The 18507-nt window shown below is 43.9% G+C and carries 13 protein-coding genes, 1 other RNA gene and 1 pseudogene; 9 read left to right on the top strand and 6 right to left on the bottom strand.

Annotated elements, in window-relative coordinates; genetic code table 11:
- Nucleotides 1–49: 49 nt before the first annotated feature.
- The 5 genes and pseudogenes from AC4II3_RS21875 to ffs all read left to right on the top strand — a co-directional run.
- A pseudogene (locus AC4II3_RS21875) lies at nt 50–166 on the top strand (transposase); the annotation flags it as partial.
- A gap of 48 nt (nt 167–214) precedes the next feature.
- The gene (locus AC4II3_RS21870) at nt 215–616 is read left to right on the top strand and encodes an STAS/SEC14 domain-containing protein (RefSeq protein WP_488010952.1); all 402 of its coding nucleotides are present in this window, start codon (nt 215–217) and stop codon (nt 614–616) included.
- Between the two features lie 458 nt (nt 617–1074).
- The gene (gene ilvB / locus AC4II3_RS21865; protein ID WP_488010951.1) at nt 1075–2934 is read left to right on the top strand and encodes a biosynthetic-type acetolactate synthase large subunit; all 1860 of its coding nucleotides are present in this window, start codon (nt 1075–1077) and stop codon (nt 2932–2934) included.
- A gap of 684 nt (nt 2935–3618) precedes the next feature.
- The gene (locus tag AC4II3_RS21860) at nt 3619–4071 is read left to right on the top strand and encodes a hypothetical protein (protein ID WP_488010949.1); all 453 of its coding nucleotides are present in this window, start codon (nt 3619–3621) and stop codon (nt 4069–4071) included.
- A 55-nt stretch (nt 4072–4126) separates the two neighbouring features.
- Nucleotides 4127–4223: signal recognition particle sRNA small type (ffs, locus tag AC4II3_RS21855), an RNA gene on the top strand.
- 105 nt (nt 4224–4328) lie between these two features.
- Here the strand turns inward: ffs and AC4II3_RS21850 are convergent.
- The 3 genes from AC4II3_RS21850 to AC4II3_RS21840 form a co-directional block, all read right to left on the bottom strand.
- Nucleotides 4329–4991 carry a hypothetical protein gene (locus tag AC4II3_RS21850; RefSeq protein ID WP_488010947.1) on the bottom strand — a complete coding sequence of 221 codons (663 nt, stop codon included), beginning with the start codon at nt 4989–4991 and terminating at the stop codon, nt 4329–4331.
- Between the two features lie 277 nt (nt 4992–5268).
- Entirely contained in the window at nt 5269–5631 is a 363-nt protein-coding gene (locus tag AC4II3_RS21845; protein ID WP_293084403.1) for a hypothetical protein, read from the bottom strand.
- A 114-nt stretch (nt 5632–5745) separates the two neighbouring features.
- Entirely contained in the window at nt 5746–7224 is a 1479-nt protein-coding gene (locus AC4II3_RS21840) for a protein kinase domain-containing protein (RefSeq protein ID WP_488010945.1), read from the bottom strand.
- A gap of 330 nt (nt 7225–7554) precedes the next feature.
- Here AC4II3_RS21840 and AC4II3_RS21835 point away from each other — a divergent pair, with 330 nt between their 5' ends.
- Nucleotides 7555–8430 (top strand): shikimate dehydrogenase, encoded by an 876-nt coding sequence (locus AC4II3_RS21835; RefSeq protein ID WP_488010954.1) that lies wholly within the window; start codon nt 7555–7557, stop codon nt 8428–8430.
- Nucleotides 8431–8443: 13 nt separating this feature from the next.
- Here the strand turns inward: AC4II3_RS21835 and AC4II3_RS21830 are convergent, their stop codons facing one another.
- Nucleotides 8444–9250: a hypothetical protein gene (locus AC4II3_RS21830; RefSeq protein ID WP_488010943.1), complete on the bottom strand. Its 807-nt coding sequence runs from the start codon at nt 9248–9250 to the stop codon at nt 8444–8446.
- A gap of 387 nt (nt 9251–9637) precedes the next feature.
- Nucleotides 9638–12967, bottom strand: a complete 3330-nt coding sequence (locus AC4II3_RS21825; RefSeq protein WP_488010941.1) for a two-partner secretion domain-containing protein — start codon at nt 12965–12967, stop codon at nt 9638–9640.
- Between the two features lie 302 nt (nt 12968–13269).
- Between AC4II3_RS21825 and aroC the strand changes: the two genes are divergently transcribed.
- Nucleotides 13270–14364: a chorismate synthase gene (gene aroC, locus AC4II3_RS21820; RefSeq protein ID WP_488010939.1), complete on the top strand. Its 1095-nt coding sequence runs from the start codon at nt 13270–13272 to the stop codon at nt 14362–14364.
- Between the two features lie 7 nt (nt 14365–14371).
- On the top strand, nt 14372–15223 hold the full coding sequence (locus AC4II3_RS21815; RefSeq protein ID WP_488010937.1) for an MBL fold metallo-hydrolase: 852 nt from the start codon (nt 14372–14374) through the stop codon (nt 15221–15223).
- A gap of 47 nt (nt 15224–15270) precedes the next feature.
- Here the strand turns inward: AC4II3_RS21815 and AC4II3_RS21810 are convergent, their stop codons facing one another.
- A complete protein-coding gene (locus tag AC4II3_RS21810; protein WP_488010935.1) occupies nt 15271–16185 on the bottom strand; it encodes a phosphodiester glycosidase family protein in 915 nt (304 codons plus the stop codon).
- 143 nt (nt 16186–16328) lie between these two features.
- Here AC4II3_RS21810 and argZ point away from each other — a divergent pair, with 143 nt between their 5' ends.
- The gene (gene argZ, locus AC4II3_RS21805; RefSeq protein ID WP_488010933.1) at nt 16329–18434 is read left to right on the top strand and encodes a bifunctional arginine dihydrolase/ornithine cyclodeaminase; all 2106 of its coding nucleotides are present in this window, start codon (nt 16329–16331) and stop codon (nt 18432–18434) included.
- Nucleotides 18435–18507 lie beyond the last annotated feature (73 nt).

Here is an 18507-nt window from a genome sequence, read left to right as displayed (position 1 = left end):
GTCAAAACTTATTAACTAAGGCTCCACTCTACTAAGGTTTCGTTTCCGGCACACCGGAACCTGGATCCTCGATCCAAACGCTTCGGGAGATTTGGCCTCTACTGTTCTTGGTTCCGGCCAGGATCAGCAAGCCGAGTCGTTGAGCGAAGAATCCCCGCGTCTTTAGACCGGGGAGTGTCAAAATTAAATAAGCATTCAAATCGACTAACAACCAATGGGAAATCTTAAAGTCGAAGCTCAGCTATCCTACGACCAGTTACTTAAAGCTGTTGAACAACTCAGTTTATCTGAACTGGAGAACGTTGGAGCATACATCATGTCCCTCCAGGCAAAACGCAAAGCCCCCAGTCTTTCTTCAGATCAGGCTAGGTTGCTAATTACTATTAATCAAGGTGTACCACCAGACATTCAAAACCGCTACGATGAACTGATTGAAAAACGAAGAATGGAGATGCTAACACCTGAGCAGTATACGGAACTTTTGGCTTTAAGTGATCAAGTGGAAACCATCGAAGCTAAACGTGTCGAAGCCATGGCAGAATTAGCTCGTTTGCGCCAAATATCCTTAAGCACCCTGATGGCAGATTTGGATATTCATCTCCCTGGCAATGTCTGATAAATCAATTAAAGCAAAACATAGACAAGCAGTTGAAAATCCTATTGGTTTAATTTGGGACTTTATTCATCATTACAATTAGTCCTTACTTATTAGACCTCTCCACAAAAAATAATACAATAAATTAGATTATAAATTTTTCCTAAAGCATAACTAGTTAGAGTTACCACTGGCATACAATCGTAGACTGATTTATCTATGTTCTGCTTCTAGCTGATAACTAGACCCAGATTGCTCAAAGTGAAAATCCTGCCAAGTTGTCTGGACACTTCCATATATTGAGAGTAAACTGAAACACAAAACCCATAGTGTAGTAAAATTAACAGTTATTCTAAAATTCTGCTCAGCTATTATCAGCAATCTAACACCATTAACAGCATAGGTGTTCTTGACCTTGGCGAATTTAATTCGCCACAGGTCCCACCGAAGGATCTGATCTACCACTAGAGGTGATAAGCGTGCAATCCCAAGTAATCTCAACAACCCCAGGCTCATCAACTACCCCCACTCGCCGCACAGGAGCATTTGCTCTAATGGATAGTCTCCACCGTCACGGTGTGACCCATATCTTCGGCTATCCCGGTGGAGCAATTCTACCTATCTATGACGAACTATACCACTGGGAAGATGCTGGTAAAATACAGCACATCCTAGTCCGACACGAGCAAGGAGCATCCCACGCTGCTGATGGTTATGCTCGTGCTACTGGCAAAGTCGGTGTGTGTTTTGCTACATCTGGTCCGGGAGCCACTAACCTAGTTACCGGTATAGCTACCGCTCACATGGACTCAATTCCCCTAATTTGTGTAACCGGTCAAGTCCCCCGTCCTGCCATTGGTTCTGATGCCTTCCAGGAAACCGATATCTATGGGATTACTTTGCCCGTTGTCAAACACTCTTATGTGGTGCGTGACCCTGCTGATATGGCGCGGATTGTTGCCGAAGCTTTCCAGATCGCTAGCACCGGACGTCCTGGACCAGTCCTGATTGACATACCCAAAGACGTGGGTTTAGAGGAATGTGACTATGTACCTCTGGAAGCTAATCAACTCAAGTTGGTGGGCTATCGTCCAACAGTAAAAGGCAATCCCCGCCAAATTAACCAAGCCCTAAATTTAATTCGGCAAGCACGACGACCCCTGCTTTACGTTGGTGGTGGAACCATTGCTGCTGGTGCCCATGACGAACTGCGCCAACTAGCAGAAATCTTCCAAATTCCGGTAACTACCACGTTGATGGGTAAGGGAGCATTTGATGAATCCCATCCCCTATCACTAAAAATGCTGGGGATGCATGGTACCGCCTATGCTAACTTTTCTGTTAGTGAGTGTGACCTGCTGATTGCTGTAGGGGCGCGATTTGATGACCGGGTGACCGGGAAACTGGATCAGTTTGCCTCTCACGCTCAAGTCATTCACATCGACATTGATCCCGCTGAGGTGGGTAAAAACCGCTATCCCCAAGTACCGATTGTAGGGGATGTGCGTCGGGTTTTGCAAGATATGTTGCGCCGTTACCAGCAAATGAATATCTCAGCAGAACCTAATCAAACCCAGGAGTGGCTAACACGGATTAACCGTTGGCGTCAGGACTATCCCTTGCAGGTGCCTCAATACCCCGATAGTTTATCTCCCCAAGAAGTAATTGTAGAGGTAGGGCGTCAAGCACCAAAGGCTTACTACACCACGGATGTCGGTCAACATCAGATGTGGGCAGCCCAATTTCTTAATAATGGACCGCGCCAGTGGATTTCCAGTGGGGGATTGGGAACTATGGGCTATGGCATGCCAGCAGCCATGGGAGTCCAGGTAGCATTACCCGATCAGCAAGTGATTTGTATTGCTGGTGATGCCAGTATCCAGATGAATATTCAGGAGCTGGGTACCCTCGCCCAATATGGCATCAATGTTAAGACCGTGATTATTAACAACGGTTGGCAGGGAATGGTACGTCAGTGGCAACAAGCATTCTTTGGGCAGCGTTATTCCTCGTCAAATATGGAAGTCGGGATGCCGGATTTTGTGCAACTGGCTCAGGCCTACGGGGTTAAGGGCATGATAGTTACTACTCGGGATGAACTACAGGATGCGATCGCACAAATGCTAGCCTACGATGGTCCTGTCTTGTTAGATGTTCATGTCACCAAAGACGAGAATTGTTACCCAATGGTAGCCCCTGGTAAGAGTAATGCCCAAATGATTGGTTTACCAGAAAAACCAATCATCAAGAACCCTACGGAGCTAATCTATTGCAGTAACTGTGGTGCCAAGAATGTAGCAAGTAACAATTTTTGTCCTGAGTGCGGCACCAAGCTTTAATATTGTGTACCTAAGGATTTGACATTGCTGATTAATGGCATGATTTAGGCTAATCGGTCATAGATAATAGTAATGGATAGTAATGGTTAAGTGGTACTTAATTATTTACTAATTACCAGACTCTAGTTTATATCATTACTTAGTTCAGCAAAGTTGATAATTTCTCATTTTACCTTACTTACTTCGCTCACCAGCGGAGTTTTTTTTTGGTAAGTATCGTAAGTTAAATAGTAATTATTCTTAGTTAGTTTAATCACTTATATACGGTTTGGTTCTGGCTTGTGAACACACCTATTGCAGGAAAAGGCAAAATTCAAGAGGCATAAATACCAGAGCTGTAAGATATCCGGAGTTTTATTGTCCAATAAAAAAAGACTAAAAAAAACCATATAGGTTTACATCTAAAATAAAAAACCTATAGCACCTCAAGTAGCGTGCGCTACGCGCATTAGCTAATCCTAAATTAATTGCCAGATTGGTCATACTTGAGGAGTAATCATACATAAGGTATACATTCGTATACCTTATCCCATACATTAGTCTCCGATAATCAAAACATAAGCAACTTATTATCAATTACCAAAAGGTAAGATTTATTGCTTTCAGGCATTGCTAAGAAGTGATCTAACTAAAAATTACTCTTAAGTCAACATTAATTAATTCAAGCGCTTATTACTATTGTATATGATTAATACTAAGATAGTTCGGAATGGCCTAGCTCTCCTAGCTAGTAGCTTACTATTCACCCCCACTGCTGGTTTGGCTAGCTCTCCTCGTCAGGGGCAAGTTGAAAATAAATTAATCGCAGCAGCACAGTATTTAAGAAACAGCGAGTATATGCCAACTCATCGACCGGTAGTAAATAGACTTTCCCGGAACCAAGTCGATGCATTTACCCTGGAGCTAGAAGCTGGTAAATCTTATACCTTAGTAAGTTTTTGTGATGATGCTTGTCTTGATATTGACCTAGGTCTGTATGATAACAATGGCCAAACCGTTGACTATGATACTGACTATGGTCAATATCCCATTGTTCAAGTTACCCCTCGCGGTAGTGGGAAATTTATGGTTAAAGTCGGTATGCCCCACTGTGTAAGCTCTTCATGCTATTACGGAGTGGGGATATTCGCGAAATAGATCAAAACTGAGATCTTCCTTCCCATTTTGAAAAATTCATGCTATTATAATATGTGGTTCGGATCGACGCGATCGCAACGCCCAAACCTTGTCAGGACCGGAAGGTAGCAGCAATAAGGGATGCTTACGATAGGCGTGGACTCCGAGCCATTCTCGTAGCCACAGAAAATATCCACAACAAATAGCTACAAAACCTCTAGACTTCGCTTCAGTTGTCGGTAACTTGATATCAGGTAGCTTCCAGTAAGGAATATCCTCTAATTCTTCGAGATCACTTCGATAATTTCAGTATCTGAAATCATTTCCCCATTATGAACTAAATCCTGATGGTTGTTGGAATTTAGGGTAACCTTGATTTCATTTCTGCCAGGTTCAAGCTTGCCAATATAATACCAATTGCTGTAAATTCTGGTAATTTTTTTGCCATTGATGTATAGATGGCCATGTCCTTCTCCTGGTTGATGGGCTTTGCTAGCATTCTTGGGAGAAAATTGGAAGTTAGAAACCTTTATTTCTAAATTCCATCCTATCATCGGATCTGGAGACACCACTAGGTCAACATCTGGAACAGGTTGACCAGAAGGGATTTCCATTGTGCCATGATGATGACCCATACCTTCACCATGGTCACTACTGCTGCCAGCCTTGTGATTATGGTGATTATGCTCCATCTCTTTATTATGGTGATTACCGGTTTGGGTTTTATGACCATGGAGCTGTTCAGAATCATGATCTTCATGGCTAGCCATTCCACAACCACTACCTAGTAAGCTAATAGTTAGTAAACTGGTTGCTCCTAATCTAAAAATAGTTCTAAGTGCTGACAATAGTGCTAAGTGCTGAGGGGTAAGTAGGATTTCTTTGGGTCGGTAACTTAATACGCTCTTGCTCATCCGATCGACAGTTTTTGTTTTAACCATGGACTTTTATAAATTGCCCAGGTTATTTTACATCAGGTCAGCTACATTGTCAAAATACAAGCTGTAAAACCTAGTGATTAGCTTGGGTTTTTAGTTATTTTTATGAGTTAGTTTAGTTTTTTATTAGATATAACTACTGATTGCACCTCAAGTAGCGTGCGCGTAGCGCATATGCTAATTGCTTACATAAACCCTCTGAGATGGAATGATCTAGTAAGCAGTAATTTATAAAGGTTAAAGGTAAGTCTAGTTTAACTTTAACCTTTACTTTTTTTGATCACCAACCTACTTCTTGAGCTACTCCATACAATTCTTCTAAATGTCTGCAAAAATCACTGTAGGTTCCAATTGGGCGTGCGTCTAATCCAGTTAAATCTAAATTTTCTTCAGTACTTTTCTGTTGGAGGTCTACTCCTTCCTGCTTGTTCCGCATATTTAATCGGTAAGCATTTTGGTCTGGATAAATTTCAAAAATTATCTCGATCGCGTCTTCATAGGTGTCTAAGGAAAGGCTGAGATCGAAGGGCTTTCCAGGTAAAACCAAGCTTATGCTGTCATAGCCTGTTACTTCTTCTGTGTAAAAAACTTGGGATTCGGACATGGTGATAATTATTTGAGTCCAGGCAGGAAAGCTAGTCATTTTTCTTCTCCTTTAGGTAGTGATATAAATGCCCCTGGGATTAACCTGGAACTAGGATGAAACGCAATAAATACACCGACGCTACAGTTGAGCAATAGGTGATTCACCGGTGATTCACCACGGCACTAGGGAGGCTATCCCAATAAACAATACTAAAAATAAAAATAGTAGGGTAACTATGATAGCAATAATGACGAAGGATGTGAGCGCCCAACCCCGTTGATGGCGCTTAAAGGCTTTGATACTCTTCCAACGGCGACTTTTCCATGCCCACTCATTGCCCTTGATGCCCAGAATAATCCCCATCACTGGCCAAGCCAGAAATCCAGTCACTAACGATAGATCACTCCAGGCAATCAGTCCAATCCATACTTGATTGGTGACACACCACAAACCTGGTAAACAAAAGGCACCCCAGTTCCAGCCTTGAATCTCTGCTGGGACTGGAACAGATTCGTCAAACACTTGCTTGCAACCGGAATTATTAATGGGAGTTGGTGGTGGGTAGGATTTAGACTGGGGAGTGACAGCTACAGTACCCTTGATTTCTGTTTCTCTAACCTTAGAATCATCAGAATCATCGGTTTGGATTAGGTCTAGAACCTCTTGAGCTGATTGGAATCGCTCAGAGGGTTGGGATGCTAGCAAACGAGAGAGGATAGGATTAAACTCTGGGGATAGGGTTAGTTCTTCTTCAGTTCGCCAGTTGAGGGTATAAGGATCAACCAGTTCCTGGGGCTGTTTGCCAGTCATCAGTACTAGCGCTGTTACTCCCAAAGCATACAGGTCACTATGGGGAGCAGCAATCCCTAGGCGTAGCTGTTCATCAGGGGCATAGCCAACTTTACCTAGGCAAGTCCCACCAGCGTAGATGGCAGAGTTTTGCCCACTGGTTACAGGAGTATTCACTTCTAGGGCAATTTGTTTGACACCACCCAAGTCAATTAATATTGGTAGTCCATCGGAAGCACGACGGATAATATTGTCCGGAGCAATATCCCGGTGAATTATGCCTAATTGGTGTAGGTAGCTTAAGACCGGGAGCAATTGCTGAAACAGTTGGAGAATCTCGGTTTCGCTGAACCTTTCCCCTTTGCTTACTCGTTCTTCGAGTAAGGTTTGATAGGTTTTTCCTTCAATGTAGTCTTGGACGAGAAACAACCGTTTGCCATCCCGAAAAAATTCCCAGAATCTCGGAATTTGGGGGGATGAAAGCTTGTGCAGCATGGTTGCTTCCCGTTGAAATAGTTCTTCGGCTTTTTCAATGGGTTGGGTGCCCTGGTTTCTTGGAGTCAGCTCTTTTAGGGTAACTAGTTCATTAAAGCGTCCAGTGTCTTTGGCCAGGTAGGTTTTGCCAAATCCCCCTTGTCCTAAGGTACGTTGAATAATGTAGCGATCGCGTAATCGGCTTCCAGTCTCTAATCTATGGTCTACATTAGTATGGTCTACATTAGTATGGTCTACATTAGTATTATTTAGATTAGTCTCTAGGGGACTGCTACTGGGAGGAGGTAGAGAGGCACCACAACGAGAGCAAAAACTTGCCCGACTGGGATTGGTTTGCTCACATATCATACAAGTGATTGAATTCATGGCTCCACTCTTTTGAATACCAGTTGGGTTCATGCCGTTGCTGCCTAGTTAATTGGTATTATATTTGGCACTATAATTGGCTCGATATGATCTATTTTAGCCACCATGAGAAAAATTATAGTTCATTCAAATGCGCGGCTTGGAGTAAGTATTGTGGAGGGTTGATGGTTAATTGTCAAGGAATTGTTAATTAATTGTCAACGGAAGGTAGCAATCTTAATAAGACTTAATCAGAAATAGTTAATAAGAAATATTTAAGAATTTAGCAATGTAGCAATTATTAACGATTTCGCTATTAAAATTCAAAGTTATGTGCGTAAAACGTGGGTGATGGTGCAAATAACAGGAACAACAAAGTTACTGGGTGTGATTGGTGATCCAGTGGAACATTCGTTATCACCACTGATGCATAACCGAGCGATCGCATCCTTGGATGTGGATTATGTCTACCTAGCTTTACCGGTAAAATCAGCAGATTTGAAAAATGCGATCGCTGGTTTTGAGGCGATTGGTCTAGTGGGCTTCAGTATCACTATTCCCCACAAACAGACTATCATCCCCTTGTTGTCGGAAATTTCAACAGTGGCTCAAGGGGTGGGAGCAGTGAATACGGTTTATCGCACCGATCAGGGTTGGATTGGTACGAATACCGATATCGAAGGATTTATCTCCCCGTTGCAACGGTATAACCGGGATTGGAGTCAAACTACTGTAGTCATTTTGGGGTGTGGTGGTGCAGCACGAGCCGTAGTAGTCGGTTGTGCTCAACTCGGTTGTACTGAGATTCATGTGCTTGGCCGCAATCAGGAAAAGTTAGGTCAATTCAAGGAAAGCTGGATTAATTCTTCCCTTGCTATTACTATTCATACTCATCCTTGGGAACAACTACCGGAACTCCTGGCCCAAGCCAATTTGTTGGTTAATGCTACTCCGGTGGGAATGTATCCCAAGGTCGAGCACTCTCCTGTTGATGAGCTAGCTATGGCCAGGTTGCCGGAAAATGCGATCGCTTATGACTTGATATATACTCCTAATCCCACTCAGTTTTTACGACAAGCCAAGGAACAGGGCGCGATCGCCATTGATGGATTGGAAATGCTGGTGCAACAGGGAGCAGCAGCTTTCAAAATTTGGTTAGGACAAACTCCGCCAGTGGATATTATGCGTCACGCTCTGCAGGAAAAATTGGGATTGTTGAAAAGTTAGTGGCATAGCGCTATTATAAATCCCGGCAAGAGACATAGTGATACCAAGGCTTGGGTGGGCTAGTGGTATCGGTAGGGAAAGAGGTGAGAATGATCGTACCATCGGGACCAGTCATCCAGCCTTGAGCTTCCACAATTCGTTTTGGCTTAGAATTCTGTGGAATAGAATTCTGTTCGGTGGAGGGAGCTAAGGTCTGATTGTTATCAAGATTGTTATCACTTTCCTTAAGGGTTTGATCATCAAGAGTCACCCAATCAGCAATGATGGTTTGACCAATAATCGGGTCGAGGGGACTAGCCGGAATGCCACCGCGTCCAGTAACGATAAATTCACCAAGTTCATCGACTGAGACTTTCCCACTTCTCGGACAGCTAGCAACAATCAGTGATGATGGGTCAGTTAAATTAATTGGTAGTTGATCTAATCCCCGAGAAGGGTCAATATTGCCGGTATTGATGGTCACTATTCCTTGTGGACCAAACTCAGAACTGGCATCGATATCATTAGTGCGATTGCCTGGGATGGCTCTGCGCTCCTCAATCAGACGGACATCTTCCGCATCAATGGTGATATTACCACCTTGTCCCTGTTTAGCTTTGGCAATGATATCGCTACCATTATCACTTGAGGGAAAGGCAATTAAGACGTTGGTATCAATAGTAATGTTGCCACCTGTAGCTGTGTTAGAAGCCTCTGCGGAGATTAGGCTTTCGTTAAGCATCGCTATTGATTCTGATACCTTTAGTGTGATATTCGCTCCTGATTCTCCAGTCTCGGGAATGTCAGCAGTTTTAGCTTCTAGTGTTCCGTTGTTAAGCAACAGGGAATTAGCCGTAATGTTCAGATTACCTGCTACCCCGTTGTCACTGGTTACGGTTATTTTCCCTCCATCTTCAACTTTCAGGGAATCAGTTAGATTGATAGTAATATCACCAGCTACACCACTTAACTCGCCGAAGCTGTCAGACAGTAAACCACTGGAAATATCATTATTAGTGGGACTAACTCCAGAGATAGTAATCGAATTAGCATGGACGTTAATATTACCAGCATTGGCTCCACTCTCACCAATTTCAATTGGTGCGCCGAGGCTACGCTGACCAATCAGATAGTGCTGGGCAACAGTTTCAGGAGATAGGGCTGTGTTGTAGACTGCTACTTCATCAATGACACCATTGAAAGGTTGGTTTAAGTTCTTATACTGCGTCTACTGCCCGATCAATATGCGTGGGTCTTCGCCATTAAAAAACCCTTGATTATTGCGATTAATTTCCCTGCCATTGACAAAAATAGTGTTAGTATCGGAATCTTTGTCGTAACTAGCTACAACATGATACCAAGTATCTACTTCAATGATGTTATCTGGTGTTTCCAAATCATTGGGAAAATCACCGAAAGCAACAGAAGCGTTCTCGTTCAATCTGAAATATAGACTTTCACTTTTGTTATTGTCACTCCTTATCCGTTTATGTATCCCGAAATAGGCTTGCCTTTCTCCAATTTCGTTTGGCTTTATCCAAGCTTCTACAGTAAAGGATTGATTCGAGATATCTAAATCTGAACCTGATTGAACAGTACCTATATCCACAGCAGTATCATCCTGGCCATTAAATTCTCCTGCTGTACCGGATATCCCTGGAACACCCTGAGTTACACCCCCTTCATAGGTACCATTGAAGCCATTGCCAGTAGCATTAAAAGCCGTTGAGCCACTAGTTTCATCAAGACTCCAGTAGACGATTGGGTTATCACCCAGCACTGCTTCGTTATAGGTTGTGTCAGGATCAGCCAGTACTTGTTGCACTAGCCTGACTGGGTTAAATCCTTCGGTACGGGTTGCAATAGTGCTCCCGTTGGTGAGGGATAGGGAGTCAGTCCAAATCTCAATATTTCCACCATTACCACGACTTTTAGCTCCTACTTCACTCAAAATATTACTGTCATTGGTGAGAACAACTGAGTCAGCTTCTTTTACAGATATGTTTCCAGCATTTCCTGGACCAAAGGTAGCAGCAGAAATTTCACCTCCGTCTCTGAGGGTCAGCTGATTTGTTGAGATAGTTATCGGTCCCGCATCACCTGTCCCAGTAGTGCTAGAATCTACCTTTGCTGTATTTGTAATGGCAATAGAGTTAGCTTCAATGTCAACCTTACCGCCATTTCCTATAGCACCTTGCTTTACCTCACTTAAAACACCGCTGGCTATAGTTTGATTGAACTGATTTACCAGATTCCCATCAAAACTGATGTCCTCTGCTCTAATTGTTACGTTGCCTGCGTTTCCTTTTCCGAGTGTAGAGGCAACTATTCGAGCACCGTTAGTGAGATAAAGTGACCGAGTTTCAATATCGACATTGCCACCACCGTTATTGCCATCAGTGGCTTCACCACTTGAATTAACCCGAGTCAGGATAGAGTTTTGGCCTCCATCCAAGATTACTGAATCACTAGCGCGAATGTTGACATTGCCACCATTTCCCCGTCCGATTAGGTTGGACTGTAGCGAAGTATTGGTTACAGAAACTGACCTGGCCTGGATATTAATATCACCAGCAGTACCAGTGCCTTGTCCCTCAACACTAGTGACGGCACCACGACCCCTAAATGCAACCGTATCCCTGGCAACAATATTAATATCGCCAGAGTTCCCCTGAGACTTTGTCAACTGACCTGTGCTATTTATATCTGCGTCTCCAAGTCTGGCTTGCAGTTGACCGCCACCTTTGACAATTAGAGAACCTGTAGTAATGGAAATGCCACCGCTATTACCGGTAGCTCCTTGTCTGATAATGTTGAGTATGCCAGTGCGATTATTTACTGTCTCCTTTTCCCCTTTAAAGCCTTCAAAAGTAACTGTATCATCAGCAACAATGGTGACTTTACCGGCATCTGCTTTATCAAAGGTACTTGTTTCGATCTGAGCACCGCCTGTGGCCAACAGTGACCCAGTATCGATAGTGATATCCCCACCCGTTTCTGTGCCGAAGGTATTGCTAATAATGAAACTTCCGTCAAGGGATAGTTGATCATTTGTAACCACAGTAATATCCCCTGCTTTACCAGAATCGGAAGACGCATCAATGCGTTCACTGATGTCAATCCCGCCTCGATAATCAATAATCACCTCACCACTATTTCCCTCAAACTCGCCGAAATCGTCATCAGTGCGGAGTGTTCCAATCTCCAGCTTGTTACTAGGATTAGCTCCATTCGGTTGATACTGATTCGTTAAAAATACCAGTCCATTCGGTGCTTTAATCGAGATGTCACCAATCGTAATATCAGCAGCAGTTGCACCAGTAACCACATTAGGGGCAAGATTTCCACTATCGGTATTTCCTGGAAAACCGCCGAGTAATGTCCAATCTATGCCAGCACGGATATCTAAAGTAGGTTGACTACTACCATCAATTACGAAAGACGTTCTCCCTTCATCGGACAAGGTGACATTAGCCAGACTAGCCAAGAAGGGATTGGAGTTATTAGGACTAATGGCATTATCAGCTGTATCGGTAGAGTTAATCTCAACATCACCAACGGTAACACTCCCTCCTGCCAAAATATGGAGTGACGCTCCGGTATAGTTTCCTAAACTGACATCCCCATTGGCCAGAATAATGGGATCATGGGGACTGAATAAATTTCCGGGTAACCCATCCAACTGCTCGATGCTGATATTTCCGCCAGCGGTATAGTGAGCATCCCCCCCTACCGGATTATGCGATCGCAACTGTAAATCAGAACTAGCCCATAAACCACTATCGGTATGGTTATGGGCAGCAATAGTAATTGACTGATTACCCTGAATTAGTAGCAACCCACCAGAGTACGCTCTAAACGGTTGCGCTACACTATCCCTGATGCTGACTGTATCTTCTCCGAACAGAGTCAAATCCCTACCAGCCTCTAGTTGACCCTGTAAATCCAACTTGCCAGCGGCTAGGGTTAAATCTTGTCCTACTGCTAAATTCCCAGCATTGGTAATTGTGCTCCTGGGGTCATATTTGCCATACTGCAATCCTGGGGTGATATTAATGGTTAGCAGTGGCGGTGCTTGTGGGGATGTGGCACTAAACTCCTGGCCATCACCAAATACCAAACTATTGGTAGTAGACGCGAAAAACGAACCAGCTACATCTAAGCTGGCATTTGGTCCAAACACAATACCATTGGGATTTAGCAAAAACAGATTTGCTGCACCATCTACTCCTAAAGTACCTAGAATATTAGAGATATTACTTCCAGTTACTCGTGTTAAAATCCTCTGAATTCCCGAGGGATTAGCAAAATAAACCCGTTGTAGTTCTCCTACATTAAATTCCGCAAAACTATGGAACAAATTCTCCCCACGAGTTGCTCCTCCTTCAATTAAATCTGCCTGCGCCCCCTTGACCTGTACATTAGGAGTTACCCTTGACGCTTCATTTCCCAAGCTACCATCGGGAGTAATATCAGCTAAAACTGGAGCAGAAAACCCCCAAGCTAAACCTGTGGTTAGGCAAATTATCTTTAATTCTAAACAAGCACCGAAAGCCATAAGTATTCTAACCAATCAAATGGTATTTTTGGCTAATCATATAACAAATGATACCTGATTAAACTCAAAAAAAATATTTACTTAATAAATTTTAATAATTATATTAAATATCACGTAAATTATTAGTAAAATTATTAGTAAAATCATTAGGTGAATTATTAGGTTGGAATCCAACAGGACTTAAGCTGCCAACCGGTTTTAGTAAGTAATAAGATAAGTAAGTACGTAAGCTGATAGCTGATAGCTGATAGCTGATAGCTTAGGTAAGTACTACGATTAGAGGACAAAAGCGAGCACTAACTATGGGCAATACCTTTGGACATCTGTTTCGGATCACTACATTTGGAGAATCCCACGGGGGTGGGGTTGGGGTAGTCATTGATGGCTGTCCACCGCGACTGGAAATTTCTGCAGCAGAAATTCAGGTAGATTTAGACCGCAGGCGTCCAGGTCAGAGTAAAATTACTACTCCTCGTAAAGAAACTGATACCTGTGAAATTGTTTCGGGACTATTTGAGGGTAAAACCCTGGGCACACCAATTATGATTATGGTGCGCAATAAAGACACTAGGCCCCAAGACTATAGCGAGATGCAAAAGACCTATCGGCCTTCCCATGCTGATGCTACCTATGATGCTAAGTATGGCATTCGGAACTGGCAGGGGGGAGGACGTTCCTCTGCACGGGAAACCATCGGGCGAGTGGCAGCGGGTGCGATCGCAAAAAAAATTCTCCGGCAAGCTGCTGGTGTAGAAGTCATTGGCTACGTCAAGCGTATCAAAACCTTAGAAGGTATCGTAGACTCCAACACCGTCACTCAAGACCAGGTAGAAAGTAATATTGTGCGTTGCCCTGATGGGGAATGTGCTCAACGGATGATTGAACTTATTGAAGAAACTGGACGTAGCGGTGATTCCATTGGGGGTGTAGTAGAATGTGTGGCTCGCCATATACCCAAAGGATTGGGAGAGCCAGTCTTTGATAAGCTAGAAGCCGATTTAGCCAAAGGGGTGATGTCCCTACCAGCTAGTAAAGGTTTCGAGATTGGCTCTGGGTTTGGGGGCACTCTACTTACCGGCAGTGAACATAATGATGAATTTTACACAGACGAAACCGGTGCAGTGCGTACTGTTACCAATCGCTCCGGTGGTGTTCAAGGTGGCATTAGTAACGGTGAGACTATTATTATTAGAGTAGCGTTTAAACCCACTGCTACCATCCGCAAAGAACAACGTACTGTCACCAGTACTGGCGAAGAAACCATTCTTGCTGCTAAAGGACGTCACGACCCTTGTGTTTTACCTAGGGCCGTACCTATGGTAGAAGCAATGGTTGCTTTGGTATTGTGCGATCACCTGTTGCGTCATCAGGGTCAGTGCGGTACTTTGAAGCATTAACTTACCAATGAAGATAAGCACTTCCTCCGAGTTTTCGGTTAAATTTTGGGGAGTCCGAGGCAGTATACCTAGCCCTGGACAGGACACAATTCAATATGGCGGCAATACGTCTTGTGTAGAGATGCAAGTGGCTGGGTTACGCCTGATTTTCGATGGTGGTACTGGCTTGCGGTTGCTGGGAAAAAGCCTTAAGCAGCAGTTACCCATTGAAGCTTATTGGTTTTTTACTCACTACCACTGGGATCATATTCAAGGCGTGCCATTTTTCATTCCAGTCTTTGTGGAAGGGAACATTTTACATATTTATGGCGCAGCTCCCCCTGGGGAGTGCATGGAGAAACACTTCAAGGAGCGGGTGTTACACTTGAATGCTCCAGTTCCTACTAAGAGAGTAGAGGCAAATTTGAAGTTCTATGACTTAGAACTAGGTCATAATACTGTCACCATAGACGATATTACCATAGAAACTGCTGCTTTGAATCATCCTAATGGTGCTATTGGCTATCGCGTAACCTGGCAAGGGCATTCCGTGTGCTACTGCACCGATACAGAGCATTTTACCGACCGCCTTGATCAAAATGTGGTGTATCTAGCCCGTGATGCTGATATGTTAATCTACGATGCTATGTATACCGATGAAGAATACCACAACCCCAAATCTCCCAAAGTAGGTTGGGGACATTCCACTTGGCAGGAAGGGGTCAAGCTGGTAAAAGCTGCTGGTGTTAAGAAACTGGCTATCTTCCACCACGAACCCAATCACTGTGATGATTTTCTCGACAACCTAGCGGTGGAAGTCAAAGAAGCCTTTGATGGCGCGTTTCTAGTCAAAGAAGGGATGATTGTTAAGGTAAAGTAATGGTTCAGGGTTGAGGTTTAAGGTTTGAGGTTCAACGTTGTTGATCATTATTGATCTACCGGTAAAGCATAGATGCCCAGATGGTTGGCAACTGGACGTTGGCGGGTAGGAATACGAGTCTGAATCGGTGAATTTAATACCCGTAACTTAGTCTTATTTGCTACTACCAGAGTGGTGGAACCACCCCCATCCAAATTGAGGGCGCTATCGGCTCCTAATTCTTGAATAATAGTAGTCAACTCAGCCAAACTAACTCCTTCGCTGTAAAACCGCTGGCGACCATCAACAATAATTAACCACAAAGTTTTGCCTGATTTATCAATAGCGACAGCAGTGCGGGGAGAGAATAGGTTCTCACCTCCACGACCTCCCAATACTGCTGGCTTTCCTTCTTTTAGTAAAATTTCTCTACCGGCTAGTCCCTCCGATGTGCCTATAGGACAACGCTGTTGATAGATTTGAGCATAGATTTGAGCGCGGAGAAACTTTGAAATACAAAGCACCGAGGAAGTTGCTTTTGGAGGAGCATAGGATTTGCCCTCAGAGATAACTTGCCCTTGTACTATGACCGGATCACTAGGTTTAGGATAGGAATTCGGTGGATACTGCCGAAAAGGATAAAAGAAACTACCATTAATAGCTAATTGTAAGTTAAACTCCTGCACAAATTCCGAAGTAGTCCGGGCAGCAAATTCGTTTTTATTGACTTTATTTCCTGGTGTAACTAATAGTTTAATTCCTGGTGCGGTTAGGTCTATGGTAACAGTATGTACCATCAGCGGACGGGGTGAGTTGCGAGCATCTCTTTGATACACAATGCCTTGGAACAGTTGTTGCTGCTTGTCGGTGGGAAGCGGACGCTTGACCAGCAATCCGCCATAGATCAACAGTGGCACGCTCACAATACTGATGCTGGTGGTAAGCAGAATTCGCTTCAGTCTAGTTATAATTATTTTTGTCATGGTATAATTAAAGGTTAGCCTTTATATATAAGACCAATCCACCAACTTAACCTACTCGCCTGTCAATGGCAAATTGTCGTGACATTGGTTTAATTGCTGACTTACCTTATTCGTGTAGGTATCTACCAGATCAGAAATCGACTATGACAGAATCAATTCGCTTCCTCATGTGTCCCCCTGACCACTACGATGTGGATTATGTGATTAATCCTTGGATGGAAGGAAATATTCACAAGTCATCGAGGGATCGCGCTGTAGAACAGTGGCAAAAACTCCACTATGTCATCAAAGAGCATGCCCTAGTCGATTTAGTTTCTCCTCAATCCGGTTGGCCAGATATGGTATTTACAGCCAATGCCGGATTAGTCTTGGGCAAGAATGTAGTGCTTAGCCGCTTCCTCCACAAAGAGCGCCAAGGAGAAGAACCTTATTTCAAGCAATGGTTTAATGACAATGGCTACACTGTCTATGAACTTCCTCAAGACTTACCGTTTGAAGGAGCTGGGGATGCTCTGCTAGACCGGGAAGGGCGTTGGCTATGGGCTGGCTATGGCTTCCGCTCAGAACTTGATTCCCATCCATACCTTGCTAAATGGTTAGATATTGAAGTTGTGTCCCTGCGGTTAATGGATCAACGCTTCTATCACTTGGACACCTGCTTCTGTCCCCTGAGTGGTGGCTATTTACTCTACTATCCCCCAGCATTTGATTCCTATTCCAACCGCTTAATCGAAATGCGGGTAGCACCGGAAAAACGAATTGCCATCGAGGAAGCTGATGCAGTGAACTTTGCCTGCAATGCGGTCAATATTGATCAACTTGTAGTGATGAACAAAGTTAGCGATCGCTTAAAAGATCGGCTCGGTCAAGCTGGGTTTGAGGTGATTGAAACTCCCTTGACGGAATTTCTCAAAGCTGGTGGTGCTGCTAAATGCCTAACCTTACGGGTAACTGAACCAGTCCGCAGTGAAATCCATGGCAATCAACCGGTTGAAAGCCGCATTATTCGTTTGGAAGGTCATTTGCTTGATTCTGGTATCATCAGCCGTGCCTTGGATTTAATTGTAGGAGGTGGGGGTAGCTTCCAGGTACTTAACTTCGACCTAGGAACACAGCGGCAAAGCACCTCTAATGCTGAACTGAAAGTCTCCGCACCAGATCATGAGGTGATGGCAGAGATTATGACCAAGCTGATTGATCTAGGAGCTGTCACTCCTGCCCAAGAGGTGTGTGATGCTAACTTGGAACCTGTGACTCAAGCAGGGGTTGCTCCGGATGACTTTTATGTTACTACCATTTATCCCACGGAAGTACGAGTTAATTGTGAGTGGGTGAAGGTACAACATCAACGCATGGATGGTGTGATCGCAGTAACTGAAACCCCAGACGGTGTAATCGCTCGTTGTAAACTGGTGCGGGATTTGGAAGTTGGAGAGCAGGTGATCCTGGGAGTAGAAGGAATCCGCACAGTGCGCAAAACTGAATCCCGTGAACAACGCAATCAGCAAGAATTTAGTTTTATGGCATCTGGGGTCTCTAGTGAGCGCCGGGTAGAATTAGTAGTGGAACAAATTGCCTGGGAGCTGCGCCAAATCCGAGACCAAGGCGGCAGAGTAGTAGTGACAGCAGGACCTGTGGTGATTCACACTGGCGGTAGTGAACATTTATCCCGTTTGATTCGACAAGGGTATGTTCAGGCGCTGTTAGGGGGAAATGCGATCGCAGTTCACGACATCGAGCAATCCCTGATGGGAACCTCCTTGGGTGTGGATATGAAACGAGGAGTAGTTGTCCATGGTGGACACCGACACCATCTCAAAGTAATCAATGCTATCCGTCGCTGCGGTAGCATTGCCCAAGCTGTAGAACAGGGTGTATTAACTAAAGGGGTGATGTATGAGTGCGTCCGCAATCACGTACCATTTGTTCTAGCCGGTTCCATCCGAGATGATGGTCCTCTGCCAGATACCCAGATGGATTTGATTAAAGCACAGCAAGAGTATGCCAAGTTATTGGAAGGGACAGATATGATCTTGATGCTGTCTACTATGCTCCACTCTATTGGTGTGGGAAACATGACTCCAGCCGGAGTGAAGATGGTCTGTGTGGATATTAACCCCGCCGTAGTGACAAAATTAAGCGATCGCGGTTCAGTAGAATCGGTTGGTGTTGTCACTGATGTGGGTTTATTCCTTAGCTTGTTAGTGCAACAGTTAGATAAGTTAACCAGTCCTTATCTAGTCAAGTAATTACTTTAACTGTTTAAGAATTAAGAATTAAGAATTAAGAATTAAGAATTAAGAATTATACATTCTACATTCT

The sequence above is a fragment of the Moorena sp. genome (genome assembly GCF_982860115.1).
This window is presented reverse-complemented; position numbering and strand designations above follow the sequence as displayed.